Below are 21,837 nucleotides of genomic sequence, written 5' to 3'. Positions count from 1 at the left end.
GCTGCAGCAGGTACGACTAATGGCCAATAGCCGCCGTGCGTCAACCGGTCGCACCCTCGGCTTCGACCGTGCCCCACGCGCGTCTTTCGATTTGCCACTTGGGAGAGAGGGCAACATGAATCACCGTACGTTGAAGATGCTGCGCAAGCCGTTGGCTGCCTGCATGCTGGTCGCACTGGCGGCACCGGGCATGGCCTTGGCCGAAACCGCGAGAGAGAAGGCCCTGGAAGCACGCGTGGGCGAGCTGGAGCGTCAGGTTCAGCTGCTGCTTTCTTCGCAGCAACAGCAGCAGAGCCAGATCAGCCAGACCCAGCAGGCGGTCACCGAAGTGAGGACGGTGCAGGCCGAGCAGAAGCCGGCCGTACCGGCAGGCAAGCAGCCGATCCAGGTCACCACCATCACCCCCGGCGCCGCGCCGGGCACCACGGTCAAGATCGGCGGCTTCATCAAGGCTGATTTCCTGGCCACCCAGACTGGCGATGGCCAGCTGGCCGACGACGCCACCGGCCGCGCGCTGTACCTGCCGGGCCAGACCCCGGTGGCCGGCGCGGGCGGCAGCGGTGAGCGTTCGGACGTGGACTTCAACGCCCACGCCAAGTTCTCGCGCTTCAACCTGGGCATCGACAACGTCAGCGAGAACGGCAACAAGGCCGGTGCGTTCTTCGAGATGGATTTCTTCGGCAATTCGCTCGGCAACCAGACCGCCACCAATACCTACGGCGTGACCCTGCGGCACGCTTACATGTACTGGAACAAGTGGACGGCCGGCCAGACCTGGACCAACTTCATGGACGCGGCCTCCATTCCCGAAGCCGCCGACTTCGTCGGTCCCACCGATGGCGTGGTGTTCGTGCGCCAGGCACAGATCCGCTACACCACCGGCGGCCTGAGCGTTGCGCTGGAAAACCCGGAAACCACCACGCTGACCGGCGTGCGCAATCCGGTGACCGGTGCGTGGACTAATGCCAGCGCCAACTCCGATCGCGGCAGCCTGCCCGACCTGACCGTGCGTTATGGCTGGAAGGGCGACTGGGGCACCTTCGGCGTGGCCGGCCTGGTCCGCCAGCTGAAGGTCGACAACCAGACCACCGGCGCGGACGCGGACAAGATCGCCGGCGGCCTGACGCTGGGCGGCAAATGGGTGATGGCCGACTCGGACACGCTGCACTACCAGCTCACCGGAGGCGAAGGCATTTCGCGCTACATCGGCCTGGGCATCACCGCCGATACCGCCTATGACATCGCGCGCGATGAGCTGGCGACCACCGGCGTGCTGGCCGGTTACGTGGGCTGGCGGCATGCGTTCACCCCGAAGCTGCGCACCAACCTGATCTACGCGCGCAGTGACTACGACAACGACGGAACGCTGGGCCCGCTGGTCACCAAGAGCGTGCAGAGCATCCGTGGCAACGTGTTCTATACGCCGATGCCGAAGGTCGATATCGGTGCGGAATACATGTACGGCGTGCGCGAAATCGAAGACGGTCGCAAGGGCGACATCAACCGCGTGCAGTTCACCACCAAGTACAGCTTTTAACTGAGTGCCGACCCAGGTCGGCACCCACCGTCACCATGCTTCGGAGGGGAAGCTTCCCATGTCAACAACACCTGCACCCGCACCTGCGTCACTGACGCACGGCCACAAGAAAGTCATTTTCGCATCGAGCCTTGGCACGGTGTTCGAGTGGTACGACTTCTTCCTGTACGGCTCACTCGCCGCCATCATCGCCAAGCAGTTCTTCAGCGGGGTCAATGAAACCACGGGCATGATCTTCGCCCTGCTGGCGTTCGCGGCCGGCTTCTTCGTGCGTCCGTTCGGCGCGGCTTTCTTCGGCAGCCTCGGCGACCGCATCGGCCGCAAGTACACCTTCCTGGTCACGATCCTGATCATGGGCATCTCGACCTTCCTGGTCGGCGTGCTGCCCAACTACGCCTCGATCGGCGTTGCCGCACCGGTGATCCTGATCATCCTGCGCCTGGCCCAGGGCCTGGCGATGGGCGGTGAGTACGGCGGCGCGGCCACCTACGTGGCCGAGCATGCACCGGCCAACAAGCGCGGCCTGTACACCAGCTTCATCCAGTGCACGGCCACGCTGGGTCTGTTCATGTCGCTGCTGATCATCCTGGCCTGCCGCTACTTCCTGGGCAACGAAGCCTTCGAAGCGTGGGGCTGGCGCATCCCGTTCCTGGTGTCGATCGTGCTGCTGGGCATCTCGGTGTGGATCCGCCTGCAGCTGAGCGAATCCCCGCTGTTCCAGCAGATGAAGGCCGAAGGCAAGGGCTCCAAGACCCCGTTCCGTGACAGCCTGAAGGACGGCAACCTGAAGTTGATGCTGCTGGTCCTGCTGGGTGCAGCGGCCGGCCAGGCGGTGGTGTGGTACGGCGGCCAGTTCTACGCGCTGTTCTTCCTCAGCAGCATGCTGAAGGTCGATGCCACCACTTCCTACCTGCTGATCGCCGCGGCGCTGGCGCTGGGCGTGCCGTTCTTCATCTTCTTCGGCTGGCTGTCCGATCGTATCGGTCGCAAGTGGATCATCCTGGCCGGCTGCCTGCTGGCCGCGGTCACCTACATCCCGGTGTTCAAGGGCCTGACCCACTTCGCCAACCCGGCCATCGAAGAAGCACGCACCAATTCGCCGGCACTGGTCGTGGCCGATCCGAACACCTGTTCGTTCCAGTTCGATCCGGTGGGCCTGCGCAAGTTCACCAGCTCCTGCGACGTGGCGACCGCCGCGCTGACCAAGGCTGGTGTGCCGTATGACGTGCAGCCGGCACCGGCCGGTTCGCTGGCGGTGGTGAATGTCGGCGCGTCCAAGGTGGCTTCGTATGAAGCGGCTGGCTTGACCAAGGACGACGGCAAGGCCAAGGCCGATGCCTTCGGTACCGAGCTGAAGGCCGCGCTGGTGGACGCAGGCTATCCGGCCAAGGCGGACAACGCGCGCATCAACATCCCCGGCACGATCTTCATGCTGTGGATCCTGGTGCTGTACGTGACCATGGTCTACGGCCCGATCGCCGCCTACCTTGTGGAACTGTTCCCGACCCGCATCCGCTACACCTCGATGTCGCTGCCGTACCACATCGGCAACGGCTGGTTCGGTGGCTTCCTGCCGGCGATCTCCTTCGCGCTGGTGGCCGGCACCGGCAACCTCTACTACGGCCTGTGGTACCCGATCGCCATCGCAGTGATGACGGTGGTCATCGGTGGCCTGTTCCTGCGCGATACCAAGAACGTGGACATCACCAAGTAACCGGGATCGACACGAAGTGAATCGGGGCCGCGGCGAAATCCGCGGCCCTTTCGCGTTCAAGCCCGGTAGTGACGGGTGCTGGCCGTCAGTCTTCGGCCGTTGCTGGGTCGCAATCGGCGGTCCTCACGCCGCTGCCGCGCCGCTGCGCTCGGCGAGCATGGCGCGTCGTTACCAGGCCGGCGCTGGTGGGCGAGGAGGTCTCCCTGCCTCATGTCGGATTTCCACGTTGCGGGCGGCATCCATGATCACGCGCTCACTCTGCTGGCGCAGTGGATGCTGGAATCCTGATGCCGGCGCGTCGTCGGTATGACGGAGCAAGGATCTGATGAAGCGCGCAGCACGTGGTTCTACCTTGTGGCACCTCGCCGCAGCTGCCTTGTTGGCGGACTGTGTTGCGATCTCGGTCCCCGTCGCATTGGCTTGGACAACTCCGTTGAAGCTGCCCGCCCGCCACAGCAGCGTGGTGGAAGATCTGGAACGCTGGTATGGCAACGTGGTCGATGACTGTGGCGGTGGAGAAATGCCAGCCTATCAATGCAGCGGCATCCTGCTGCGCGCCACGCGCAGCGCAGTGGACCGACAGACGCCCAAGGGCGCTCTCACAGGGAGCGAGGACGCTTCAGAATCGGTGACGGATGCCTGACCGCGCTACCTCCCGTTCAGCCTGTTCAGGCACAATCGCGGAAACCTCATCCGGTACTCCGCCATGCGCATCCTGCTGATCTCCACCCTGCTGCTCGCCACCACCGCCTGCACGTGGGTGCCGATCGAGTCGTCCGGCAAGACCGTGCGCGTGCTGGCCCCTGGCGCGGTGCCGGCCGGTTGCCAGGCCAAGGGCGAGGTGGTGGTGACCGTGAAGAGCAAGGTCGGCTTCTACAACCGCAACCCGCTGCGCGTGCAGGAAGAGCTGGAAACCCTGGCCCGCAACGAGGCGCCCAGCGCCGGCGCCAACGCCGTGCAGGCCGCCGCACCGCCCGCCGATGGCAGCCAGCGCTTTGCCGCCTTCCAGTGCCCGCCGCGCTGAAACGCACCATACGGCCAAGGCTGAATCGGTAAAGGTGCGGTCAGGCCAAGAGGGTTATAGAATGACGCCCCCTTTGCCTGAGCCTTGGCGCTAACTCGATGCTCTTCAAGAATGTCTCGATCGCCGGCCTGGCGCATGTCGACGCGCCCCACACGCTAACGACCAAGGAAATCAACGAACGCCTGCAGCCCACCCTGGACCGCCTCGGTATCCGTACCGACGTGCTGGGTGACGTTGCCGGGATCCATGCGCGCCGCCTGTGGGATGAAGGCACGCTGGCCTCGGATGCGGCCACCATGGCCGCCCGCAAGGCGCTGGAAGACGCCAACATCGGCCCGGCCGACGTCGGCCTGGTGATCAACACCTCGGTCAGCCGCGACTACCTGGAGCCGTCCACCGCCAGCATCGTGTCCGGCAACCTGGGCGTGGGCGAGGAATGCGTGACCTTCGACGTGGCCAACGCCTGCCTTGCCTTCATCAATGGCATGGACATCGCCGCGCGGATGATCGAGCGTGGCGAGCTGAACTACGCGCTGGTCGTCGATGGCGAGACGGCGAACCTGGTGTACGAGAAGACCCTGGAGCGGATGACTGCCCCGGGCGTTACCGCCGAAGATTTCCGCAACGAGCTGGCGGCGCTGACCACCGGGTCGGGCGCGGCGGCGATGGTGATGGCCCGTTCGGAACTGGTACCCGATGCCCCGCGCTACAAGGGCGGCGTCACCCGGTCGGCCACCGAATGGAACCAGCTGTGCCTGGGCAACCTGGACCGCATGGTCACCGATACCCGCCTGCTGCTGATCGAAGGCATCAAGCTGGCCCAGAAGACCTTCGCCGCGGCGAAGATCGCGCTGGGCTGGGCGGTGGAGGAACTGGACCAGTTCGTCATCCACCAGGTCAGCCAGCCGCACACCGCCGCGTTCATCAAGAACTTCGGCATCGATCCGAAGAAGGTGATGACCATCTTCGGCGAGCACGGCAACATCGGCCCGGCCTCGGTGCCGATCGTGCTGAGCAAGCTCAAGCAGCTGGGCAAGCTGAAAAAGGGCGATCGCATCGCACTGCTCGGCATCGGCTCGGGGCTGAACTGCTCGATGGCTGAAGTGGTCTGGTGACCCAGGCCCGGTAATGTCTCCCCAAGGGCCGGTACTACCGGCCCTTTTTACAGGTGCACCGCATGCGCGATCTTCCCGGCTACCCGTCCACTCCCCATCGGTTCGAGGTCCGTCCGGGCCTGTCGATGAACTACCTCGACGAAGGCCCGCGCGATGGCGAGGTGGTGGTGATGGTCCACGGCAATCCGTCGTGGAGCTACTACTGGCGCACGCTGGTGGCCGGCCTGTCCGACCGCTACCGCTGCATCGTGCCGGACCACATCGGCATGGGCCTGTCGGACAAGCCGGCCGATGACCGCTACGAATACACCCTGCAGTCGCGCGTGGATGACCTGGACGCGCTGCTGGCGCACCTGGGCATCACCGGTCCGGTGACCCTGGCCGTGCACGATTGGGGCGGCATGATCGGCTTCGGCTGGGCGCTGTCCCACCACGCCCATGTCAAGCGGCTGGTGGTGCTGAATACCGCGGCGTTCCCGATGCCGGCGGCGAAGAAAATGCCGTGGCAGATCGCACTGGGGCGGCACTGGAAGATCGGCGAGTGGATCATCCGCACCTTCAATGCGTTCTCCTCCGGTGCGTCGTGGCTGGGTGTGGAGCGGAAGATGCCGGCCGAGGTGCGCCGCGCCTACGTGTCGCCGTACGACAGCTATGCCAACCGCATCAGCACGATCCGCTTCATGCAGGACATCCCGCTGTCGCCGGCCGACAAGGCGTGGCCGCTGCTGGAGCGCTCCGGCCAGGTGCTGCCGTCCTTCGCCGACCGGCCCGCCTTCATCGGCTGGGGCCTGCGCGACTTCGTCTTCGACCATCACTTCCTGGAGGGCTTCCAGGCGGCGCTGCCGCAGGCGGAAGTGCACGCGTTCGAGGATGCCGGCCACTACGTGCTGGAAGACAAGCACGAGGTACTGGTGCCGCAGATCCGCGCGTTCCTGGAGCGCAACCCCCTGTAAGCACAGCTTCTGTGAGTGGCGACCGTGGTCGTCACGCGCGTGAAGCGCCCGGACTGTCAGGGCAGGGCGGGAGGGGATTCGCGGGTCGCATCGATGCGGCTTTAACGCCCCCGCCAACCCCCTCCCGCTCAGGCCGCGATCGGGGCCTGCGGCGAGCCGTTGTCGTCCGGGTGGTCGTCATCGTTGCCGGCCGCGTCGCGCCAGCGCCAGTCGGCCGGGGTCAGCGGGTCCAGGCCGTAGGCGAGGCGGGCTTTCTCGCACTGCGCGCTCGGCTTGCCGTATTCCCATGAAGCGTCCACCTCGCGGCACACGCTGGGCCGGTTTGGATGGATCGTGCACCGCGAATACACGCCGATCTGGGCGTCGAGCGCCACGCAACGCACCGGCGCCGAATGGGTGCCCTGCATGCACAGGCGATGCGGGTCCAGCACTTCGGTAAGTCGGTGCGGCACGCCGCCGGGGGTGACTTCGTCCGATTCCATCCAGTGGAACGCCACGCGGTACTGGGTGCAGCAGGCGCCGCAGGTCATGCAGGGGTGTTGCATGGGCAGGGCGCCTCGGGCGGCCATTGGCGAGATGAAAAGAGAGTGCGGATTTTCCACGATGCGGGCCAGCGCGCAAGAAATTCCGTATCCGGCGACAATGAACGGATGAACCGATACAGCAATATTGCCGCGCGGTTGCCCGAACTGGCGCGCGAACGACCCGACCAGATCGCCATCCGCTGTCCCGGACGGCGCGGGCCGGGCAATGGCATGGCGGCCTATGATGTGACCCTGGACTACCGTCAACTGGATGCGCGCAGCGATGCGATGGCCGCCGGTCTGTCCGCCTACGGCATCGGCCGCGGCGTACGGGCGGTGGTGATGGTGCGTCCTTCGCCGGAGTTCTTCCTGCTGATGTTCGCGCTGTTCAAGCTGGGCGCGGTGCCGGTGCTGGTGGATCCGGGCATCGACAAGCGCGCGTTGAAGCAGTGCCTGGACGAGGCGCAGCCGCAGGCCTTCATCGGCATTCCGCTGGCCCACGTGGCCCGGCTGGCGCTGCGCTGGGCGCCGTCGGCCACGCTGCTGGTGACCGTGGGCCGCCGGCTGGGCTGGGGTGGCACCACGCTGGCCGCGCTGGAGCGGGCCGGCGCCGGTACGCCGCCGATGCTGGCCGCCACCGATGGCGAAGACACCGCGGCGATCCTGTTCACCAGCGGCTCCACCGGCGTGCCCAAGGGCGTTGTCTACCGCCACCGCCATTTCGTCGGCCAGGTCGAGCTGCTGCGCGCGGCCTTCGGCATGGAACCGGGCGGGGTGGACCTGCCGACCTTCCCGCCGTTCGCCCTGTTCGACCCGGCACTGGGACTGACCTCGGTGATACCGGACATGGATCCCACGCGCCCGGCCAAGGCCGATCCGCGCCGCCTGCACGATGCGATCAAGCGCCACGGCGTCACCCAGTTGTTCGGCTCGCCGGCATTGATGCGGGTGCTGGCCGACCATGGCCAGCCGCTGCCGGGGGTCAAGCGGGTGACCTCGGCGGGGGCGCCGGTGCCGCCGGACGTGGTCGCCAGGATCCGCCGGCTGTTGCCGCCCGATGCCCAGTTCTGGACGCCATATGGCGCCACCGAATGCCTGCCGGTCGCGGTGATCGAGGGGCGCGCGCTGGAAAACACCCGCGCCGCCACCGAAGGCGGTGCCGGCACCTGCGTGGGCGGGGTGGTGGCACCGAACCAGGTGCGCATCATCGCCATCGACGACGCCCCGCTGCCGGACTGGTCGCAGGTGCGTGAGCTGGCGGTGGGCGAAGTGGGCGAGATCACCGTCGCCGGGCCTACCTCAACTGACAGCTATTTCAACCGTCCGCAGGCAACTGCGGCGGCCAAGATCAGCGAGACGCTGGCCGATGGGAGCACCCGCGTGGTGCACCGCATGGGCGATGTCGGCTACTTCGATGCACAGGGCCAGCTGTGGTTCTGTGGGCGCAAGACCCAGCGCGTGGAAACCGCGCACGGGCCGCTGTACACCGAACAGGTCGAGCCGGTGTTCAACACCGTGGCCGGCGTGGCGCGCACCGCGCTGGTCGGCGTGGGTGCGCCGGGTGCGCAGGTGCCGGTGCTGTGCGTGGAGCTGCTGCGCGGGCATTCCGATTCCGCGGCCCTGCATGAAGCGCTGCGCACCAAGGCGGCCGTGCGCCTGCCCGAGGCACGCCTGCAGGAGTTCCTGGTCCATCCGGGGTTCCCGGTGGACATCCGCCACAACGCCAAGATCGGCCGCGAGAAGCTGGCGATCTGGGCCGCTTCGCAACGGGAAAAACACGCATGAAGATCCTTGTCACCGGTGGCGGTGGATTCCTCGGCCAGGCGCTGTGCGCTGGGCTTGCCGAACGCGGGCACCAGGTACTCAGCTTCAATCGGGGTCATTACCCGGCGCTGCAGGCCATGGGCGTGGGCCAGATCCAGGGTGATCTGGCTGATGCGCAGGCGGTGCTGCACGCGGTGACGGGCATGGACGCGGTGCTGCACAACGCGGCCAAGGCAGGGGCCTGGGGCAGCTATGACAGCTACCACCGGGCCAATGTCGTCGGCACCGACAACGTGATCGCCGCATGCCGTGCGCAGGGGGTGTCGAAGCTGGTCTACACCTCTACCCCCAGCGTGACCCATCGCGCTACGCATCCGGTGGAAGGGCTGGGTGCGGACCAGGTGCCGTATGGCGAAGACTTCCAGGCGCCGTATGCCGCGACCAAGGCGATTGCCGAACAACGCGTGCTGGCGGCCAACGATGCCGCGCTGGCCACCGTGGCGCTGCGCCCCCGGTTGATCTGGGGGCCGGGCGATCTGCAGCTGGTGCCGCGGCTGGCGCAGCGTTCGCGCGCTGGACGCCTGCGCCTGGTCGGCGATGGCAGCAACCTGGTCGATACCACCTTCATCGACAACGCCGCACTGGCGCATTTCCTGGCGCTGGATGCACTGGCTCCCGGTGCGGCGTGTGCGGGCAAGGCGTACTTCATTTCCAACGGCGAACCGCTGCCGATGCGCGAGCTGCTCAACAAGCTGCTGGCTGCGGTAGGCGCGCCCCCGGTGACGAAGTCGGTGAGCTTCAAGACCGCGTATCGCATCGGTGCGGTGGCCGAAAAACTGTGGCCGCTGCTGCGCCTGCCGGGTGAGCCGCCGCTCACCCGTTTCCTTGCCGAACAGCTGTGCACCGCGCACTGGTACAGCATGGAACCGGCGCGCCGCGACTTCGGTTATGTGCCCGTGGTGAGCATTGACGAAGGGCTCACGCGGCTGAAAGCTTCATCAATCGGCGAGATTTCCGTCACCAGATGAACACCGCTGGCACGTGAGTATGGTCCCCAACGCCACCCCGGCACGTTAACCGCGAGGATCGCCATGCTGCATTACGCCGTCATCTTTTTCGTCATCGCCCTGATTGCCGCCGTGCTTGGGTTCTCCGGTATCGCCGGTGCCGCCAGCAACATCGCCTGGATCCTGTTCGTGGTCTTCCTGGTGCTGGCCATCATCTCGATGTTCCGCAAGCGAACCTGACCTTCGGTCGGGTTGCTTGAAAGACAAAGCCGGGCATCGCCCGGCTTTGTTGTTTCTGCGGGCCCCCCGCGGCCGCAATGGTGGTAGCGCCGCGCCATGCTCGGCGAGCGCAGCGGCAACAGCGTGACCACCCACGGTGGTCACCCACCACGGCCGCGGCAGACCGCCAGCGGCCGTCACTACCGGGCCGGTGGCGGTCACTGCCGCATCAGGCAGGTAGAATGCCCGCCATGCCTCTTTCCCTGCTCAAGTCGCTCAAGCCGGTTGCCGGCCGCGCCCTGCAAGCCGCGCTCAACCGCGCGCTTGCGCTGGACCCTGATACCCGCCAGGCGCTGACCGCACTGGATGGCCGCCATATCGACCTGACCCTGGAAGCGCCCGCCCTGGCGATGCGCATCAGCGTGCACGGCGAGGCACTGGAAGTGGGTCCGGTGGACCATCGCGAAGCCGACCTGGCGGTGCGCAGCAGCCTGTCCGGGGTGTTGGCACAGCTGCCGCTGCTGGCGAAATCACGCAGCGCCCAGGCCAACACGGCCGGGCGCGTGCGGGTGGCCGGCGATGCCGAACTGGCGCGCCGCCTGCAGCAACTGGCGAAGGGATTCGATCCGGACTGGCAACTGCCCTTCGTGCGCGTGTTCGGCGAGGTGCTGGGCGTACAGGTGGCCAACACCCTGCGCAGCGCCCTGCAGCACGCGCGCCGCGGCGCGTCCGACCTCGCGCATACGGCCGCGGAGTTCGTTACCGAGGAATCGCGCGACGTGGTGCCGCGCGGCGAACTGGATGCCTTCCATGACGACGTGGACGTGCTGCGTGACGACCTGGAGCGCCTCGCCGCGCGCGTGCAGCGCCTGCGGGGGGCCGCATGAAGGCGCTGCTGCGGGCCAGCCGCATCGGCCGCATCATCCTGCGCTACCGGCTGGACGACCTGCTGCAGGGCACCCCGGCCGAGCGCTGGCTGCGGCTGGCCAAACCCTTCGTGCCACGTGCATCGGCGGACATCGCCGCGCAGTCCCGCGGTGCGCGGCTGCGCCTGGCGCTGCAGGACCTCGGCCCGATCTTCGTCAAGTTCGGACAGATCCTTTCCACCCGCCGCGACCTGGTGCCGCCGGATGTAGCCGTCGAACTGACCCTGCTGCAGGATCGGGTCAAGCCGTTCGACGGCGATACTGCACGGCGCATCGTCGAACAGGCGCTGGGCATGCCGGTCACTGCGGCATTCGCCAGTTTCGATACCGAGCCGCTGGCCTCGGCATCGATCGCGCAGGTGCACGCCGCCACGCTCGGCGATGGGCGCCAAGTGGTGGTCAAGGTGCTGCGCCCGGACATCGAGAAGCAGATCGTCGCCGACATCGCCCTGCTCAATTCGCTGGCGACGCTGGTCGAGCGCACCCATCCGCGCGCCGACAAGATCCGCCCGCGCGAGGTGGTGGCCGAGATCGAAAACACGCTCTCGGCCGAACTGGACCTGCAGCGCGAAGGCGCCAATGCGAGCGTGCTGCGCCGGTTCTGGGAGAACTCCGACGACCTGTACGTGCCCGAGGTGATCTGGAGCCACACGGCCGAACGCGCACTGACCCTGGAGCGCGTCTGGGGCATTCCCTCGGACGACATCGAAGCGCTGGACCGCGCCGGCATCGACCGCGTCGCGCTGGCGGCCAAGGGCGTGCGGGTGTTCTACACCCAGGTGTTCCGTGACAACTTTTTCCACGCCGATGCGCATGCCGGCAACATCTGGGTCGATATCGACCCGCAGCGCCGCGCCAACCCGCGCTTCATCGCGTTGGATTTCGGCATCATGGGCCAGCTCTCGCAGGAGGACCAGTACTACCTCGCCGAGAACTTCATGGCCATCTTCAACCGCGATTACCGGCGCATCGCCGAACTGCACGTGCAGGCCCGGTGGATGCCCGACCACGTGCGCATCGACGAGCTGGAATCGGCGGTGCGTTCGGTCTGCGAACCGTACTTCACCCGTCCGCTGTCGCAGATCTCGCTGGCCGAAGTGCTGATGAAGCTGTTCCGCGTGGCGCAGCGTTACCAGCTGACCCTGCAGCCGCAGCTGATCCTGCTGCAGAAGACCCTGCTCAACATCGAAGGGGTGGGCCGCCAGCTGGATCCGCAGATCGATATCTGGGCGGTGGCCAAGCCGGTGCTGGCGAAGATCCTGCGCGCGCGCTACAGCCCGCGCCGGGTGCTGCGCGAGATCGGCAAACGGGTGCCGGAAATCATGACCCATGCGCCGGACATGCCGCGGCTGGTACATGCCTGGCTGAGCCAGCAGGTGGAAGGACGGCACGAGCTGTCGATGCGCTCGCGCGACCTGGCCGCACTGGATGCCAGCCTGCAACGGCTGCAGAAGCGCGCCGTGGGCGCAATCACCGGTGTCGGCCTGCTGGCGATCGCCGCGCTGCTGTACGTGCTGCAGCCGCCGGGCCTGTACTTCGGCGACATGCCGATCTGGAGCGGGGTGTCCGGCGCCCTGGGTGCATTGGCGTTGGCACGGGCGTGGTGGCGATGACCGCGGGCGGGTCGGTGGTCGACGAGGCGATCCCTGACGAAGCGGCCGCAGTCACGCCACTGCCGCCGCTGCAGCTGCTGCACCAGGACGAGCGGCTGGCAGTGGTCAACAAGCCCGCCGGGTTGATGGTCCACGACAGCAAGCTGGCGCGCGGCGAGGATGACTTCCTGGCTGATCGGCTGCGCGAGCAGCTGGGCCGGCAGATCTTCCTGGTGCACCGGCTGGACCGTGCCACCAGCGGTTGCCTGCTGCTGGCCTTCGACCGCGAAACCGCCAGCGCGCTGGGCAAGTCGCTGATGGGTGGGGAAGTGCAGAAGGATTACCTGACCGTGTGCCGTGGGTGGCCGGCAGAGCAAAGCTGGCAGGTCGACCATGACCTCGACGGCGGTCCCGGCAAGCCGGTGAAGAAGCCGGCGGTGACGGATTTCCAGCGTCTGGCGACCGGCGAGCTGGCGGTGCCGAGTGGTGAGTTCAGCACCTCGCGCTATGCGCTGCTGCGCTGCCAGCCGCAGACCGGGCGCTTCCGCCAGATCCGCCGCCACCTCAAGCACCTGTCGCACCACATGATCGGTGACACCAGCCACGGCGATGGGCGGCACAACCGCATCTTCCGCATGCAGGGCGTGCACCGCATGCTGTTGCATGCCGAGCGCCTGCGCTTCCCGCATCCGGACGGCGGCACGGTGGACGTGCGCGCACCGGTCGACGCCGCATTCCAGAAGGCGCTGGATCTGTTCGGCTGGGACGTCGCGCCGGCCTGAGCCGGTAGCGCCGAGCCATGTTCGGCGGGATCCAGAAGCGTGACGACCAACGGTCCTCACCCACCAAGCGAACAGCGTGACGACCAACGGTCGTCACCCACCAAGCGAACAGCGTGACGACCAACGGTCCTCACCCACCAAGCGAACAGCGTGACGACCAACGGTCCTCACCCACCAAGCGAACAGCGTGACGACCAACGGTCCTCACCCACCACGGCTCGGCGCTACCGGGCCCCGGGCCTGGGCGGGCTACAATCCCCGCCATGAAAATCGCCTCGTGGAACGTCAATTCCCTCAACGTCCGCCTGCCGCACCTGGAGCAGTGGCTCAAGGACTTCGGCCCGGACATCGTCGGCATCCAGGAAACCAAGCTGGAAGACCACAAGTTCCCGGATTCGGCGCTGATCGCCGCCGGTTACCGCAGCGTGTTCGCTGGTCAGAAGACCTACAACGGCGTGGCACTGCTGTCGCGCGAGCCGGCGCAGGACGTGCAGATCGGCATCCCCGGCTTCGAGGACGAGCAGAAGCGCGTCATCGCCGGCACCTTCGGCGAGCTGCGGGTGATCAACCTGTACGTGGTCAACGGCCAGGACGTGGGCACCGACAAATACGCCTACAAACTGCGCTGGCTGGAAGCAGTGCATGCCTGGATCGCCGATGAGCTGCAGCGCTACCCGAAGCTGATCGTGATGGGGGATTTCAACATCGCCCCCGACGAGCGTGACGTCAACGACCCGCTGGTCTGGAACGAAAACCACATCCTGACCTCCACCGCCGAACGCGGCGCGCTGAACAAACTGCTGCAGCTGGGACTGCACGATGCGTTCCGCCTGCACAGTGACGAGGCCGGAGTGTTCAGCTGGTGGGATTACCGCGCCGCCGGTTTCCGCCGCAACCTGGGCCTGCGCATCGACCTCACCCTCGTATCGGAGGCGCTGAAGGCGTCAGCGGTGGCATCGGGCATCGATCGCGAGCCGCGGACCTGGGAGCGCCCCAGCGACCACGCACCGGCCTGGGTGCAGCTGGCCTGAAACAACGAGGCCCGGCATTTTGCCGGGCCCCGTGCTGATGCATCCGCCGGCCAGCGGCCGGCACCACGGCGGCGTCAGCGTATGCTCTTGCGGGTGAACAGGTTGACGATCGCCAACAGGATCACCGCGCCGATCAGCGAGAACAGGAAGGTGCGCAGCGTGATCGCGTCGTTGATCCCACCACCGAACAGAAAGCCGGCAATGAGCGCGCCGACGATGCCGACCACCACGTTGAGGATGATGCCCTGCTGGCCATCGCGCCTCATGATGATGCTGGCCAGCCAGCCCACGATGCCGCCTACGATCAACCAGATGATGATGCCCATCGCCACACCTCCACGTCCCAAGGGCCTTCAGTTGACGCGCCCGGCCGTGAACCGCTTGTGCAGCCGTGCTGACAGGCACGCGACGTGAGCCTGCAGTCGCCCTTTGATGGCCCGTGGCAGTTCGGGCCGGTGACGGTCTGGCGCCGCCCCCACGTGCCGGGACACCGCGGCGAACCGCAGGCGCGCCAGGTGCTGGCCGAGGCGTTGGGAGGCGATCCGCTGGCGCTGCCCCTGGTCCGTGACCCGCGTGGCCGCCCGGAGCTGTCTGCTGCGTTGTCCGGCTACGGCACTGGCTGGAGCCACAGCGGCGAGCTGCTGCTGGTGGCGCTGGGCGAAGGCGTACGGCTGGGGGTGGACCTGGAACTGCTGCGTCCACGGCCGCGCCTGCTGGAAATCGTTCGCCGCTTTTTCCACCCGGCGGAAATCGAATGGCTGGAAAGCCTGTCCGAGGCTGATCGCGAACACTGGTTCTTCCGTGTCTGGTGTGCCAAGGAGGCCATGCTGAAGGCGGACGGGCAAGGCATCTCCTTCGGCCTGCACCGCCTGCAGTTCGCCCCCGCCCGCGACGGCAGCCTGCAGCTGCACTGGTGCGATGCGGCGCTCGGCCCGGCCGCGCGCTGGCACCTGCATGAGTGGCAGGCGCGCGCCGATTTCCGCGCCGCGCTGGCCTGGCATGCCGTCTGAAGGTAGCGCCGAGCCATGCTCGGCGAGCGCGAAGCGCGGCGTCGGACAGTGTCCGCCGAGCATGGCTCGGCGCTACCAAGGCCGGCCCGATCAACTCAACGGCAATAAACCGGCGATAATCACGGCATGAGCGAACACAATCTTCCGCCTGCCGTCGCCGACACGCTGCAGCGTGGCCTGGCCGACATGGGCCTGGCTGCCGAGCTGGCACCGCCGCTGCTGCGTTACCTGGCCCTGCTGCATCGCTGGAACCAGACCTACAACCTCACCGCCGTGCGCGATCCGCAGGAGATGGTCACCCGCCACCTGCTGGATTCGCTGGCGATGCAGCCGCACGTCACCGAAGGCACCCTGGCCGACCTCGGCACCGGTCCGGGGCTGCCCGGCATTCCGCTGGCCATCGCCTGCCCGGGCCTGCAGGTCACTCTGGTGGAAAGCAACGGCAAGAAGGCGCGCTTCATGCGCGAAGCCATGCGCCAACTGCAGCTGGGCAATGCGCGGGTCGCCGAGTCGCGTGCCGAAGCGCTGGACGAGCCCGGCCAGTACGACCAGATCACCGCGCGTGCGATGGATACGCTGGAAGGTATCGTGCGCGTGGGTGGCCACCTGCTGCGCCCGGGCGGGGTGCTGCTGGCAATGAAAGGCATCCACCCGCACGATGAAATCGCCGCACTGCCGAAGGGCTGGAGCGTGCGCGAGGTAGTGCCGCTGCAGGTTCCGGGCCTGTCCGGAGAGCGCCACCTGGTGACCATTACCGGTCCTTGAGTGGCTGCGCCGGTCCTTGTCCGCCAAGGTCCTGGCGCATCCCGATTTCCGCCCGGGGCCGGTTGTACGCATAATGACCAGCCCCAGCAACCGTCGACGAGGCTCACCCGCATGGCCCGCATCATCGCCATCGCCAACCAGAAGGGTGGCGTCGGCAAGACCACGACCGCCGTCAACCTGTCCGCCGCCCTGGCCCACGCCCCCAAGCGCGTCCTGCTGGTGGACCTGGATTCGCAGGGCAACGCGACGATGGGCAGCGGCGTGGAAAAGCGCGAGCTGGCCTCGTCCACCTATGACCTGCTGCTGGGCGAAAGCACCGCGGCGGAAGTGCGGGTGAAGTCGGCCGAAGGCTATGACCTGCTGCCCGGCAACATCGACCTGACCGCCGCCGAGATCCAGCTGATGGGCCAGGGCGAGCGCGAACAGCGCCTGAAGCGCGCGCTGGCACCGATCCGCGATGAGTACGATTACATCCTGATCGACTGTCCGCCGGCGCTTTCGCTGCTGACCTTGAATGCCCTGGCCGCCGCCGATTCGGTGCTGGTGCCGATGCAGTGCGAGTACTACGCCCTGGAGGGCCTGAGCGCGCTGGTGGAAACCATCGAAGCGCTGCGCGGCAACCTCAATCCGGCCCTGGAAATCGAAGGCGTGCTGCGCACCATGTTTGATGTGCGCAACAACCTGGCCAACGCGGTGTCCGGCGAGCTCACCGAACACTTCGGCGACCTGGTGTTCCGCACCATCGTGCCGCGCAACGTGCGCCTGGCCGAAGCGCCCAGCCATGGCCAGAGCATCGTCGGCTACGACCGTGGCTCGCGCGGTGGCGTGGCCTACCTCGGCCTGGCCGGGGAGATCATCCGTCGCAACAACGATCGCAACAAGGCCGCCAAGGCCGTGGAGACTGCCTGATGACCACCAAGCCCGCCGCAGGCAAGAAGCGTGGCCTCGGCCGCGGCCTGGATGCCCTGCTGGGACCGAAGGCTTCGGTGAGCCAGGTGCAGGCCACGGCGGTGATCGAACCGCTGCCTGGTGAAGTGCTGCGCAGGCTGCCGATCGGCCAGCTGCAGCCGGGCAAGTACCAGCCGCGGCGCGAGATGGACCAGGCCAAGCTCGCCGAACTGGCTGATTCCATCCGTTCTCAGGGCGTGATCCAGCCGATCCTGGCGCGCCAGCTGCCGGGCGGCAACTACGAAATCGTCGCCGGCGAACGCCGCTGGCGTGCCTCGCAGCTGGCCGGGCTGGACGAAGTGCCGGTGGTGGTGCGCGAGCTGGAAGACCGCACCGTCATCGCGATGGCGCTGATCGAGAACATCCAGCGCGAAGACCTCAACCCGCTGGAAGAAGCCGAAGCCCTGCATCGGCTGATCAGCGAGTTCACCCTGACCCACGCCGAAGCGGCCGAGGCCGTCGGCCGTTCGCGTGCGTCGGTGTCCAACCTGCTGCGCCTGCTGGAACTGCCGATCGCGATCCGCGTGCTGCTGGAATCACGCCGGCTGGAAATGGGACACGCCCGCGCGTTGCTGACGCTGGCCCCGGAACTGGCCGGCAAGCTGGCCCAGGAAGCAGCCGATGAAGGCTGGTCGGTACGTGAAGTGGAGCGCCGTGCGCAGGCGTTCGCCGCCGGCAAAGTGCCGGGCAACCGCCCGCAGCCGGCGCCGCGCAGCGCGCCACAGGCGGATATCGCCTCGCTGGAAACCGAGCTGAGCGAATCGCTCGGTGCCAAGGTGGCGATCAACCACGGGCGCGGCGGCAAGGGCAAGCTGGTCATCCACTACACCGATCTGGACACGCTGGATGGCGTGCTTGAACGGTTGCGGGCCCAGCGCGGCTGCGCGACAGCATGACGATCCTGCTTACCGGCGCTGCGGGATTCATCGGGGCCTACACCGCGCAGGCCCTGCTGCAGGCCGGCCAAGCGGTGGTCGGGCTGGACAACTTCAATGAGTACTACGATCCCCAGCTGAAGCGCGACCGCGTAGCGGCGCTGTGCCCGCAGCTGGACCTGCGCACGCTGGATCTGACCGACCGCAACGGCCTGGCCGCGTTGTTCGAAGAGGTCAGGCCGCAGGCGGTGATCCACCTGGCCGCGCAGGCCGGTGTGCGTTATTCGCTGGAAAATCCGCAGGCCTACGTCGACAGCAACCTCAGTGGCTTCGTCAACATCCTGGAGGCCTGCCGCCACCACCGCGTGCAGCATCTGGTGTATGCCAGCAGCAGTTCGGTGTATGGCGATTCGGCAACGCCGCCGTTCTCCGAAGACCAGCGCGTGGACCAGCCGCGCTCGCTGTACGCGGCCACCAAGGTCGCCAACGAATTGATGGCCTACAGCTATGCGCACCTGTACGGCCTGCGCGCCACCGGACTGCGCTTCTTCACCGTATACGGCCCTTGGGGGCGGCCGGACATGGCGCCGCTGCTGTTCGCCCGCGCGGTGCTGGCCGGGCGGCCGATCGAGGTGTTCAACGAAGGCCGGATGCAGCGCGATTTCACACATGTTTCCGACATCGTGGCGGGCATCCTTGGCGCGCTCGCGCATTCCAGCACCGAGCCGGTGCCGCACCGCGTGTTCAACCTGGGCAACCACACCCCGGTGGAACTGGAGCGGTTCATCGAGGTAATCGAGCAAGCCGCCGCGCGCCCTGCACGCAAGGTCTACAAGCCGATGCAGGCCGGCGACATGGTGCGCACGATGGCCGATACCCGACGTGCCCATGAGGCGTTCGGCTATTCGCCGTCCCTGCCGATCGAACAGGGGCTGCCGCCTGTGGTGGCGTGGTGCCGGGATTATTTCGGCGAACGCGGCTGAAGGCGGCCATGCTGGGCAGCCGGGTTCATCTTCGGATAACCTCGGAAGCGGAGAATGCGCGCTGTTTTACTTCCCCTTGGCCGAGTTCCCGATGAGTCATCCCGAGCTTTCCGTCGTCGTCCCGGTATTCAACGAACGCGACAACGTCGCCCCGCTGGTCGCTGAAATCACCGCAGCGCTGCGCGGCCGCGTGGCGTTCGAGATCGTCTACGTGGATGACCATTCGCAGGACGACACGCTGGCGGTGCTGCAGGCCCTGAAGGCCACCACGCCGGAGCTGCGCGTGCTGCACCACCTCACCCAGAGCGGGCAGAGCACGGCGGTGCGGACCGGCGTCAAGCAGGCCCGCGGCGCGTGGATCGCCACGCTGGACGGCGACGGCCAGAATGATCCTGCCGATATTCCGAAGCTGCTCGACGCCCGCGCGACGGCCGATGCCCAGGTCAAGCTGTTCGCAGGCTGGAGGGTCAACCGCAAGGACAGCGGCAGCAAACGCTGGGCGAGCCGCTGGGCCAACGCGATCCGCGCGCGCGCGCTGCACGACGCCACGCCCGATACCGGCTGCGGCATCAAGCTGTTCGAGCGCGAGGCCTTCCTGGACCTGCCTTACTTCGACCACATGCACCGCTATCTGCCCGCGCTGATGCAGCGTGCCGGCTGGACCACGCAGTGCGTGCCGGTCAACCACCGTGCGCGTACCGCCGGGGTGTCCAAGTACAACAACCTGCAGCGGGCGCTGGTCGGCCTGCGCGACCTGCGCGGCGTGGCGTGGCTGATCACGCGCAGCCGCCGTACGGCCGTGGAAGAACGCTGATGGACCTTCCCCTGCTGGACCAGCCGCTGACCTGGTTGTACTGGACCGGCCTGCACGTCACCGGCTGGAAGCTGATCGGCTACACCGGCGCGCTGATGTTCGGCGGCCGCTGGCTGGTGCAGTTCGTCGCTTCGCGGCGCGCCGGCAAGCCGGTGATCCCGCGGTTGTTCTGGTACATGAGCGTGGTCGGCAGCCTGATGACGCTGAGTTACTTCCTGTTCTCCGCCAAACAGGACTCCGTCGGCGTGCTGCAGAACCTGTTCCCTGCGTTCACCGCACTGTACAGCCTGAAGCTGGACATCGCCCACCGCGGCTGGAAGCGCGACAAGGCCGCTCATTAGGCAGCGGGCAGGACGTTCGACCCATGTCGGCGACGACCATCGGTGCCATCATCGAAGGACTGCCTCCCCGGGAATCTGCCGCTCGTGAAAACCCGCCTCGCCGTTGCCCTGCTGCTCGCCCTGTCCGCTCCCTTGCTCGCCCACGCGGCCCCGCCGGCGGCCACCGCCGCGCCGGCCAGCATTGCCAACGAAAGCGCCGCTGATGCGGCGTTCCGCGCGATCTATGAAAAGGAATGGGCATGGCGCCAGGCCGGTGGGGGTGAAGCCAGCGAAGACGGCGACGCTCCGGAAAGCGCCGCGCGCATGCCCGATGTAGGCCCGGCTGCACAGCAGGCGCGGCTTGCGGTCTGGGACGGTGTGCTCAAGCAGCTGGACGGGCTGGATGCCAAGGCCCTGTCTGGCGTGAACCAGGTCAACCTGGCGATCTACCGCGACCAGGTGTTCAACCTGGCCGAGGAAGTGCGCCTGCGCGCCTACGAGATGCCGTTCAATTCGGATTCCTCGTTCTGGTCGAACCTGTCCTTCATGGCCCGCCGCGAAATGAAGACCGCGCAGGACCATCGCGACTACATCGCGCGCCTCAACGACGTGCCGCGTTATTTCGCCCAGCAGACCGACAACATGCGTGCCGGCCTGGCGCGTGGTTTCAGCGTGCCGCGCGCCGTGCTGGACGGCCGCGAAGTGGCGATCTCCAACGTCGCCGACCTCACCGATCCGACCCGGTCGCCGCTGTACGCACCGTTCAAGAAGCTGCCTTCCAGCATTCCCGCCGCCGAGCAGGCCCAGCTGCAGGCGCAGGCGCGCGAGGCGATCGCCGGCAAGGTCATCCCGGCGTTCCAGCAGCTGCGCCGCTTCTTCCTGCAGGAGTACGTGCCGAAGGCGCGCACCACCCTGGCCGCCGAGGCGATGCCGGACGGCAAGGCGTTCTACAAGCAGCAGATCCACGAGTACACCACGCTGGACCTGGGCCCGGATGAGATCCACACGATCGGCCTGGCCGAAGTGGCGCGCATCCAGGCTGAGATGAACGCCATCATCAAGCAGGTCGGCTTCAAGGGCAGCTTCGGTGAGTTCCTGACCTTCCTGCGCACCGATCCGCAGTTCTACGCCAAGACGCCCGATGAACTGCTGCATCGCGCGGCCTGGATCTCAAAGCGGGTGGACGGGGTGATCGGCAGGTACATGACGCTGCCGCGTGCGCGCTTCACCATCGTGCCGGTGCCGCCGGACATCGCCCCGTTCTGGACCGCCGGCCGCGGTGGCATGGGCACCTATTGGCTCAATACCTACAACCTGCCGGCGCGCCCGCTGTACAACCTGCCCGCGCTGACCCTGCATGAGTCCGATCCGGGCCACGCGCTGCAGGGCGCGCTGGCGGCCGAGCAGGGCGAACTGCCGGAGTTCCGTCGCAACAGCTATATCTCCGCCTACGGCGAAGGCTGGGGCCTGTACTGCGAAAAGCTTGGCGTGGAGATGGGCATCTACGAGACCCCGTACGAAGACTTCGGCCGGTTGACCTACGAAATGTGGCGTGCGGCGCGGCTGGTGATCGATACCGGCGTGCACAGCAAGGGCTGGAGCCGCGAGCAGGCGCTGGCCTACCTGCGCGACCACACTGCGTTGAGCGAACACGAAGTCACCACCGAAGTGGATCGCTACATTTCCTGGCCGGGCCAGGCGCTGAGCTACAAGCTCGGCGAGATCGCCATCGTGCGGCTGCGGGGGCAGGCGGAGAAGGAACTGGGCGATTCGTTCGACATCAAGGCATTCCACGATGCAGTACTGCAGCAGGGCTCGGTGCCGCTGCCGGTGCTGGAACAGCAGATCCAGGCGTTCATCGCAGAACGCAGGAAAGGCTGATTCCTGGTAGCGGGAATCGCGCGCTGCGGCAGGCTTGTCGGATCCAACAGACA

The 21,837-nt window shown here is 67.1% G+C and carries 23 protein-coding genes; 21 read left to right on the top strand and 2 right to left on the bottom strand.

From position 1 onward, the window contains the following. Window positions 1-115 precede the first annotated feature (115 nt). The 6 genes from CXG43_RS07860 to CXG43_RS07835 all read left to right on the top strand — a co-directional run bounded on the left by CXG43_RS07860 (window position 116) and on the right by CXG43_RS07835 (window position 6,343). Window positions 116-1,537, top strand: a complete 1,422-nt coding sequence (locus CXG43_RS07860) for a DcaP family trimeric outer membrane transporter (RefSeq protein ID WP_101099455.1) — start codon at window positions 116-118, stop codon at window positions 1,535-1,537. A 58-nt stretch (window positions 1,538-1,595) separates the two neighbouring features. Further along, window positions 1,596-3,251, top strand: coding sequence for an MFS transporter (locus tag CXG43_RS07855; protein ID WP_101099454.1), 1,656 nt, complete (start codon window positions 1,596-1,598; stop codon window positions 3,249-3,251). A gap of 433 nt (window positions 3,252-3,684) precedes the next feature. Beyond that, on the top strand, window positions 3,685-3,894 hold the full coding sequence (locus tag CXG43_RS07850) for a hypothetical protein (protein WP_101099453.1): 210 nt from the start codon (window positions 3,685-3,687) through the stop codon (window positions 3,892-3,894). Between the two features lie 63 nt (window positions 3,895-3,957). Further along, window positions 3,958-4,275 carry a DUF4156 domain-containing protein gene (locus CXG43_RS07845; RefSeq protein ID WP_042611996.1) on the top strand — a complete coding sequence of 106 codons (318 nt, stop codon included), beginning with the start codon at window positions 3,958-3,960 and terminating at the stop codon, window positions 4,273-4,275. Between the two features lie 98 nt (window positions 4,276-4,373). Then, on the top strand, window positions 4,374-5,390 hold the full coding sequence (locus tag CXG43_RS07840) for a 3-oxoacyl-ACP synthase III (protein WP_057507087.1): 1,017 nt from the start codon (window positions 4,374-4,376) through the stop codon (window positions 5,388-5,390). Between the two features lie 62 nt (window positions 5,391-5,452). After that, window positions 5,453-6,343, top strand: coding sequence for an alpha/beta fold hydrolase (locus CXG43_RS07835; RefSeq protein WP_101099452.1), 891 nt, complete (start codon window positions 5,453-5,455; stop codon window positions 6,341-6,343). Window positions 6,344-6,471: 128 nt separating this feature from the next. Here CXG43_RS07835 and CXG43_RS07830 read toward each other — a convergent pair whose 3' ends face one another. After that, window positions 6,472-6,888: a YkgJ family cysteine cluster protein gene (locus CXG43_RS07830; RefSeq protein ID WP_101099451.1), complete on the bottom strand. Its 417-nt coding sequence runs from the start codon at window positions 6,886-6,888 to the stop codon at window positions 6,472-6,474. Window positions 6,889-6,993: 105 nt separating this feature from the next. On the opposite strand from CXG43_RS07830, the gene oleC reads away from it, so the two are divergent. The 7 genes from oleC (at window position 6,994) to xth (ending at window position 14,188) form a co-directional block, all read left to right on the top strand. Beyond that, complete coding sequence (oleC, locus tag CXG43_RS07825) at window positions 6,994-8,652, top strand: olefin beta-lactone synthetase (RefSeq protein ID WP_101099450.1); 1,659 nt, start codon at window positions 6,994-6,996, stop codon at window positions 8,650-8,652. Then, window positions 8,649-9,659 carry a 2-alkyl-3-oxoalkanoate reductase gene (gene oleD, locus CXG43_RS07820; protein WP_101099449.1) on the top strand — a complete coding sequence of 337 codons (1,011 nt, stop codon included), beginning with the start codon at window positions 8,649-8,651 and terminating at the stop codon, window positions 9,657-9,659. Before oleC ends, oleD begins: the two co-directional genes overlap by 4 nt. Before the next feature lie 63 nt (window positions 9,660-9,722). After that, window positions 9,723-9,878: a DUF1328 domain-containing protein gene (locus CXG43_RS07815; RefSeq protein WP_042613899.1), complete on the top strand. Its 156-nt coding sequence runs from the start codon at window positions 9,723-9,725 to the stop codon at window positions 9,876-9,878. Window positions 9,879-10,108: 230 nt separating this feature from the next. After that, entirely contained in the window at window positions 10,109-10,744 is a 636-nt protein-coding gene (locus tag CXG43_RS07810) for an SCP2 sterol-binding domain-containing protein (RefSeq protein WP_101099502.1), read from the top strand. Next, window positions 10,741-12,396: a ubiquinone biosynthesis regulatory protein kinase UbiB gene (gene ubiB / locus CXG43_RS07805; protein WP_101099448.1), complete on the top strand. Its 1,656-nt coding sequence runs from the start codon at window positions 10,741-10,743 to the stop codon at window positions 12,394-12,396. The genes CXG43_RS07810 and ubiB overlap by 4 nt, the downstream gene beginning before the upstream one ends. After that, on the top strand, window positions 12,393-13,157 hold the full coding sequence (locus CXG43_RS07800) for a pseudouridine synthase (protein ID WP_232767683.1): 765 nt from the start codon (window positions 12,393-12,395) through the stop codon (window positions 13,155-13,157). The genes ubiB and CXG43_RS07800 overlap by 4 nt, the downstream gene beginning before the upstream one ends. 263 nt (window positions 13,158-13,420) lie before the next feature. Continuing rightward, complete coding sequence (xth, locus tag CXG43_RS07795; protein WP_101099447.1) at window positions 13,421-14,188, top strand: exodeoxyribonuclease III; 768 nt, start codon at window positions 13,421-13,423, stop codon at window positions 14,186-14,188. Window positions 14,189-14,262: 74 nt separating this feature from the next. Here the strand turns inward: xth and CXG43_RS07790 are convergent, their stop codons facing one another. Beyond that, on the bottom strand, window positions 14,263-14,514 hold the full coding sequence (locus CXG43_RS07790) for a GlsB/YeaQ/YmgE family stress response membrane protein (protein ID WP_101099446.1): 252 nt from the start codon (window positions 14,512-14,514) through the stop codon (window positions 14,263-14,265). A gap of 84 nt (window positions 14,515-14,598) precedes the next feature. On the opposite strand from CXG43_RS07790, the gene CXG43_RS07785 reads away from it, so the two are divergent. The 8 genes from CXG43_RS07785 (at window position 14,599) to CXG43_RS07750 (ending at window position 21,784) form a co-directional block, all read left to right on the top strand. After that, a complete protein-coding gene (locus tag CXG43_RS07785) occupies window positions 14,599-15,198 on the top strand; it encodes a 4'-phosphopantetheinyl transferase superfamily protein (RefSeq protein ID WP_101099445.1) in 600 nt (199 codons plus the stop codon). A gap of 126 nt (window positions 15,199-15,324) precedes the next feature. Continuing rightward, the gene (gene rsmG / locus CXG43_RS07780; RefSeq protein WP_101099444.1) at window positions 15,325-15,963 is read left to right on the top strand and encodes a 16S rRNA (guanine(527)-N(7))-methyltransferase RsmG; all 639 of its coding nucleotides are present in this window, start codon (window positions 15,325-15,327) and stop codon (window positions 15,961-15,963) included. A gap of 111 nt (window positions 15,964-16,074) precedes the next feature. Further along, window positions 16,075-16,872: a ParA family protein gene (locus CXG43_RS07775; protein WP_101099443.1), complete on the top strand. Its 798-nt coding sequence runs from the start codon at window positions 16,075-16,077 to the stop codon at window positions 16,870-16,872. After that, window positions 16,872-17,807 (top strand): ParB/RepB/Spo0J family partition protein, encoded by a 936-nt coding sequence (locus CXG43_RS07770; RefSeq protein ID WP_101099442.1) that lies wholly within the window; start codon window positions 16,872-16,874, stop codon window positions 17,805-17,807. The genes CXG43_RS07775 and CXG43_RS07770 overlap by 1 nt, the downstream gene beginning before the upstream one ends. Beyond that, on the top strand, window positions 17,804-18,769 hold the full coding sequence (locus CXG43_RS07765; RefSeq protein ID WP_101099441.1) for an NAD-dependent epimerase/dehydratase family protein: 966 nt from the start codon (window positions 17,804-17,806) through the stop codon (window positions 18,767-18,769). The genes CXG43_RS07770 and CXG43_RS07765 overlap by 4 nt, the downstream gene beginning before the upstream one ends. A 91-nt stretch (window positions 18,770-18,860) precedes the next feature. Beyond that, complete coding sequence (locus CXG43_RS07760) at window positions 18,861-19,583, top strand: glycosyltransferase family 2 protein (protein ID WP_101099440.1); 723 nt, start codon at window positions 18,861-18,863, stop codon at window positions 19,581-19,583. Next, window positions 19,583-19,924, top strand: a complete 342-nt coding sequence (locus tag CXG43_RS07755) for a lipid-A-disaccharide synthase N-terminal domain-containing protein (RefSeq protein WP_101099439.1) — start codon at window positions 19,583-19,585, stop codon at window positions 19,922-19,924. The genes CXG43_RS07760 and CXG43_RS07755 overlap by 1 nt, the downstream gene beginning before the upstream one ends. An 84-nt stretch (window positions 19,925-20,008) precedes the next feature. Next, window positions 20,009-21,784: a DUF885 family protein gene (locus CXG43_RS07750; RefSeq protein WP_101099438.1), complete on the top strand. Its 1,776-nt coding sequence runs from the start codon at window positions 20,009-20,011 to the stop codon at window positions 21,782-21,784. Window positions 21,785-21,837 lie beyond the last annotated feature (53 nt).

Origin of the sequence: Stenotrophomonas sp. Bg11-02, assembly GCF_002836635.1 — a bacterium.
GTDB classification, from domain to species: domain Bacteria; phylum Pseudomonadota; class Gammaproteobacteria; order Xanthomonadales; family Xanthomonadaceae; genus Stenotrophomonas; species Stenotrophomonas lacuserhaii.
The sequence above is the reverse complement of the archived record's forward strand: the minus strand, read 5'-3'. Positions and strand labels throughout refer to the sequence as shown.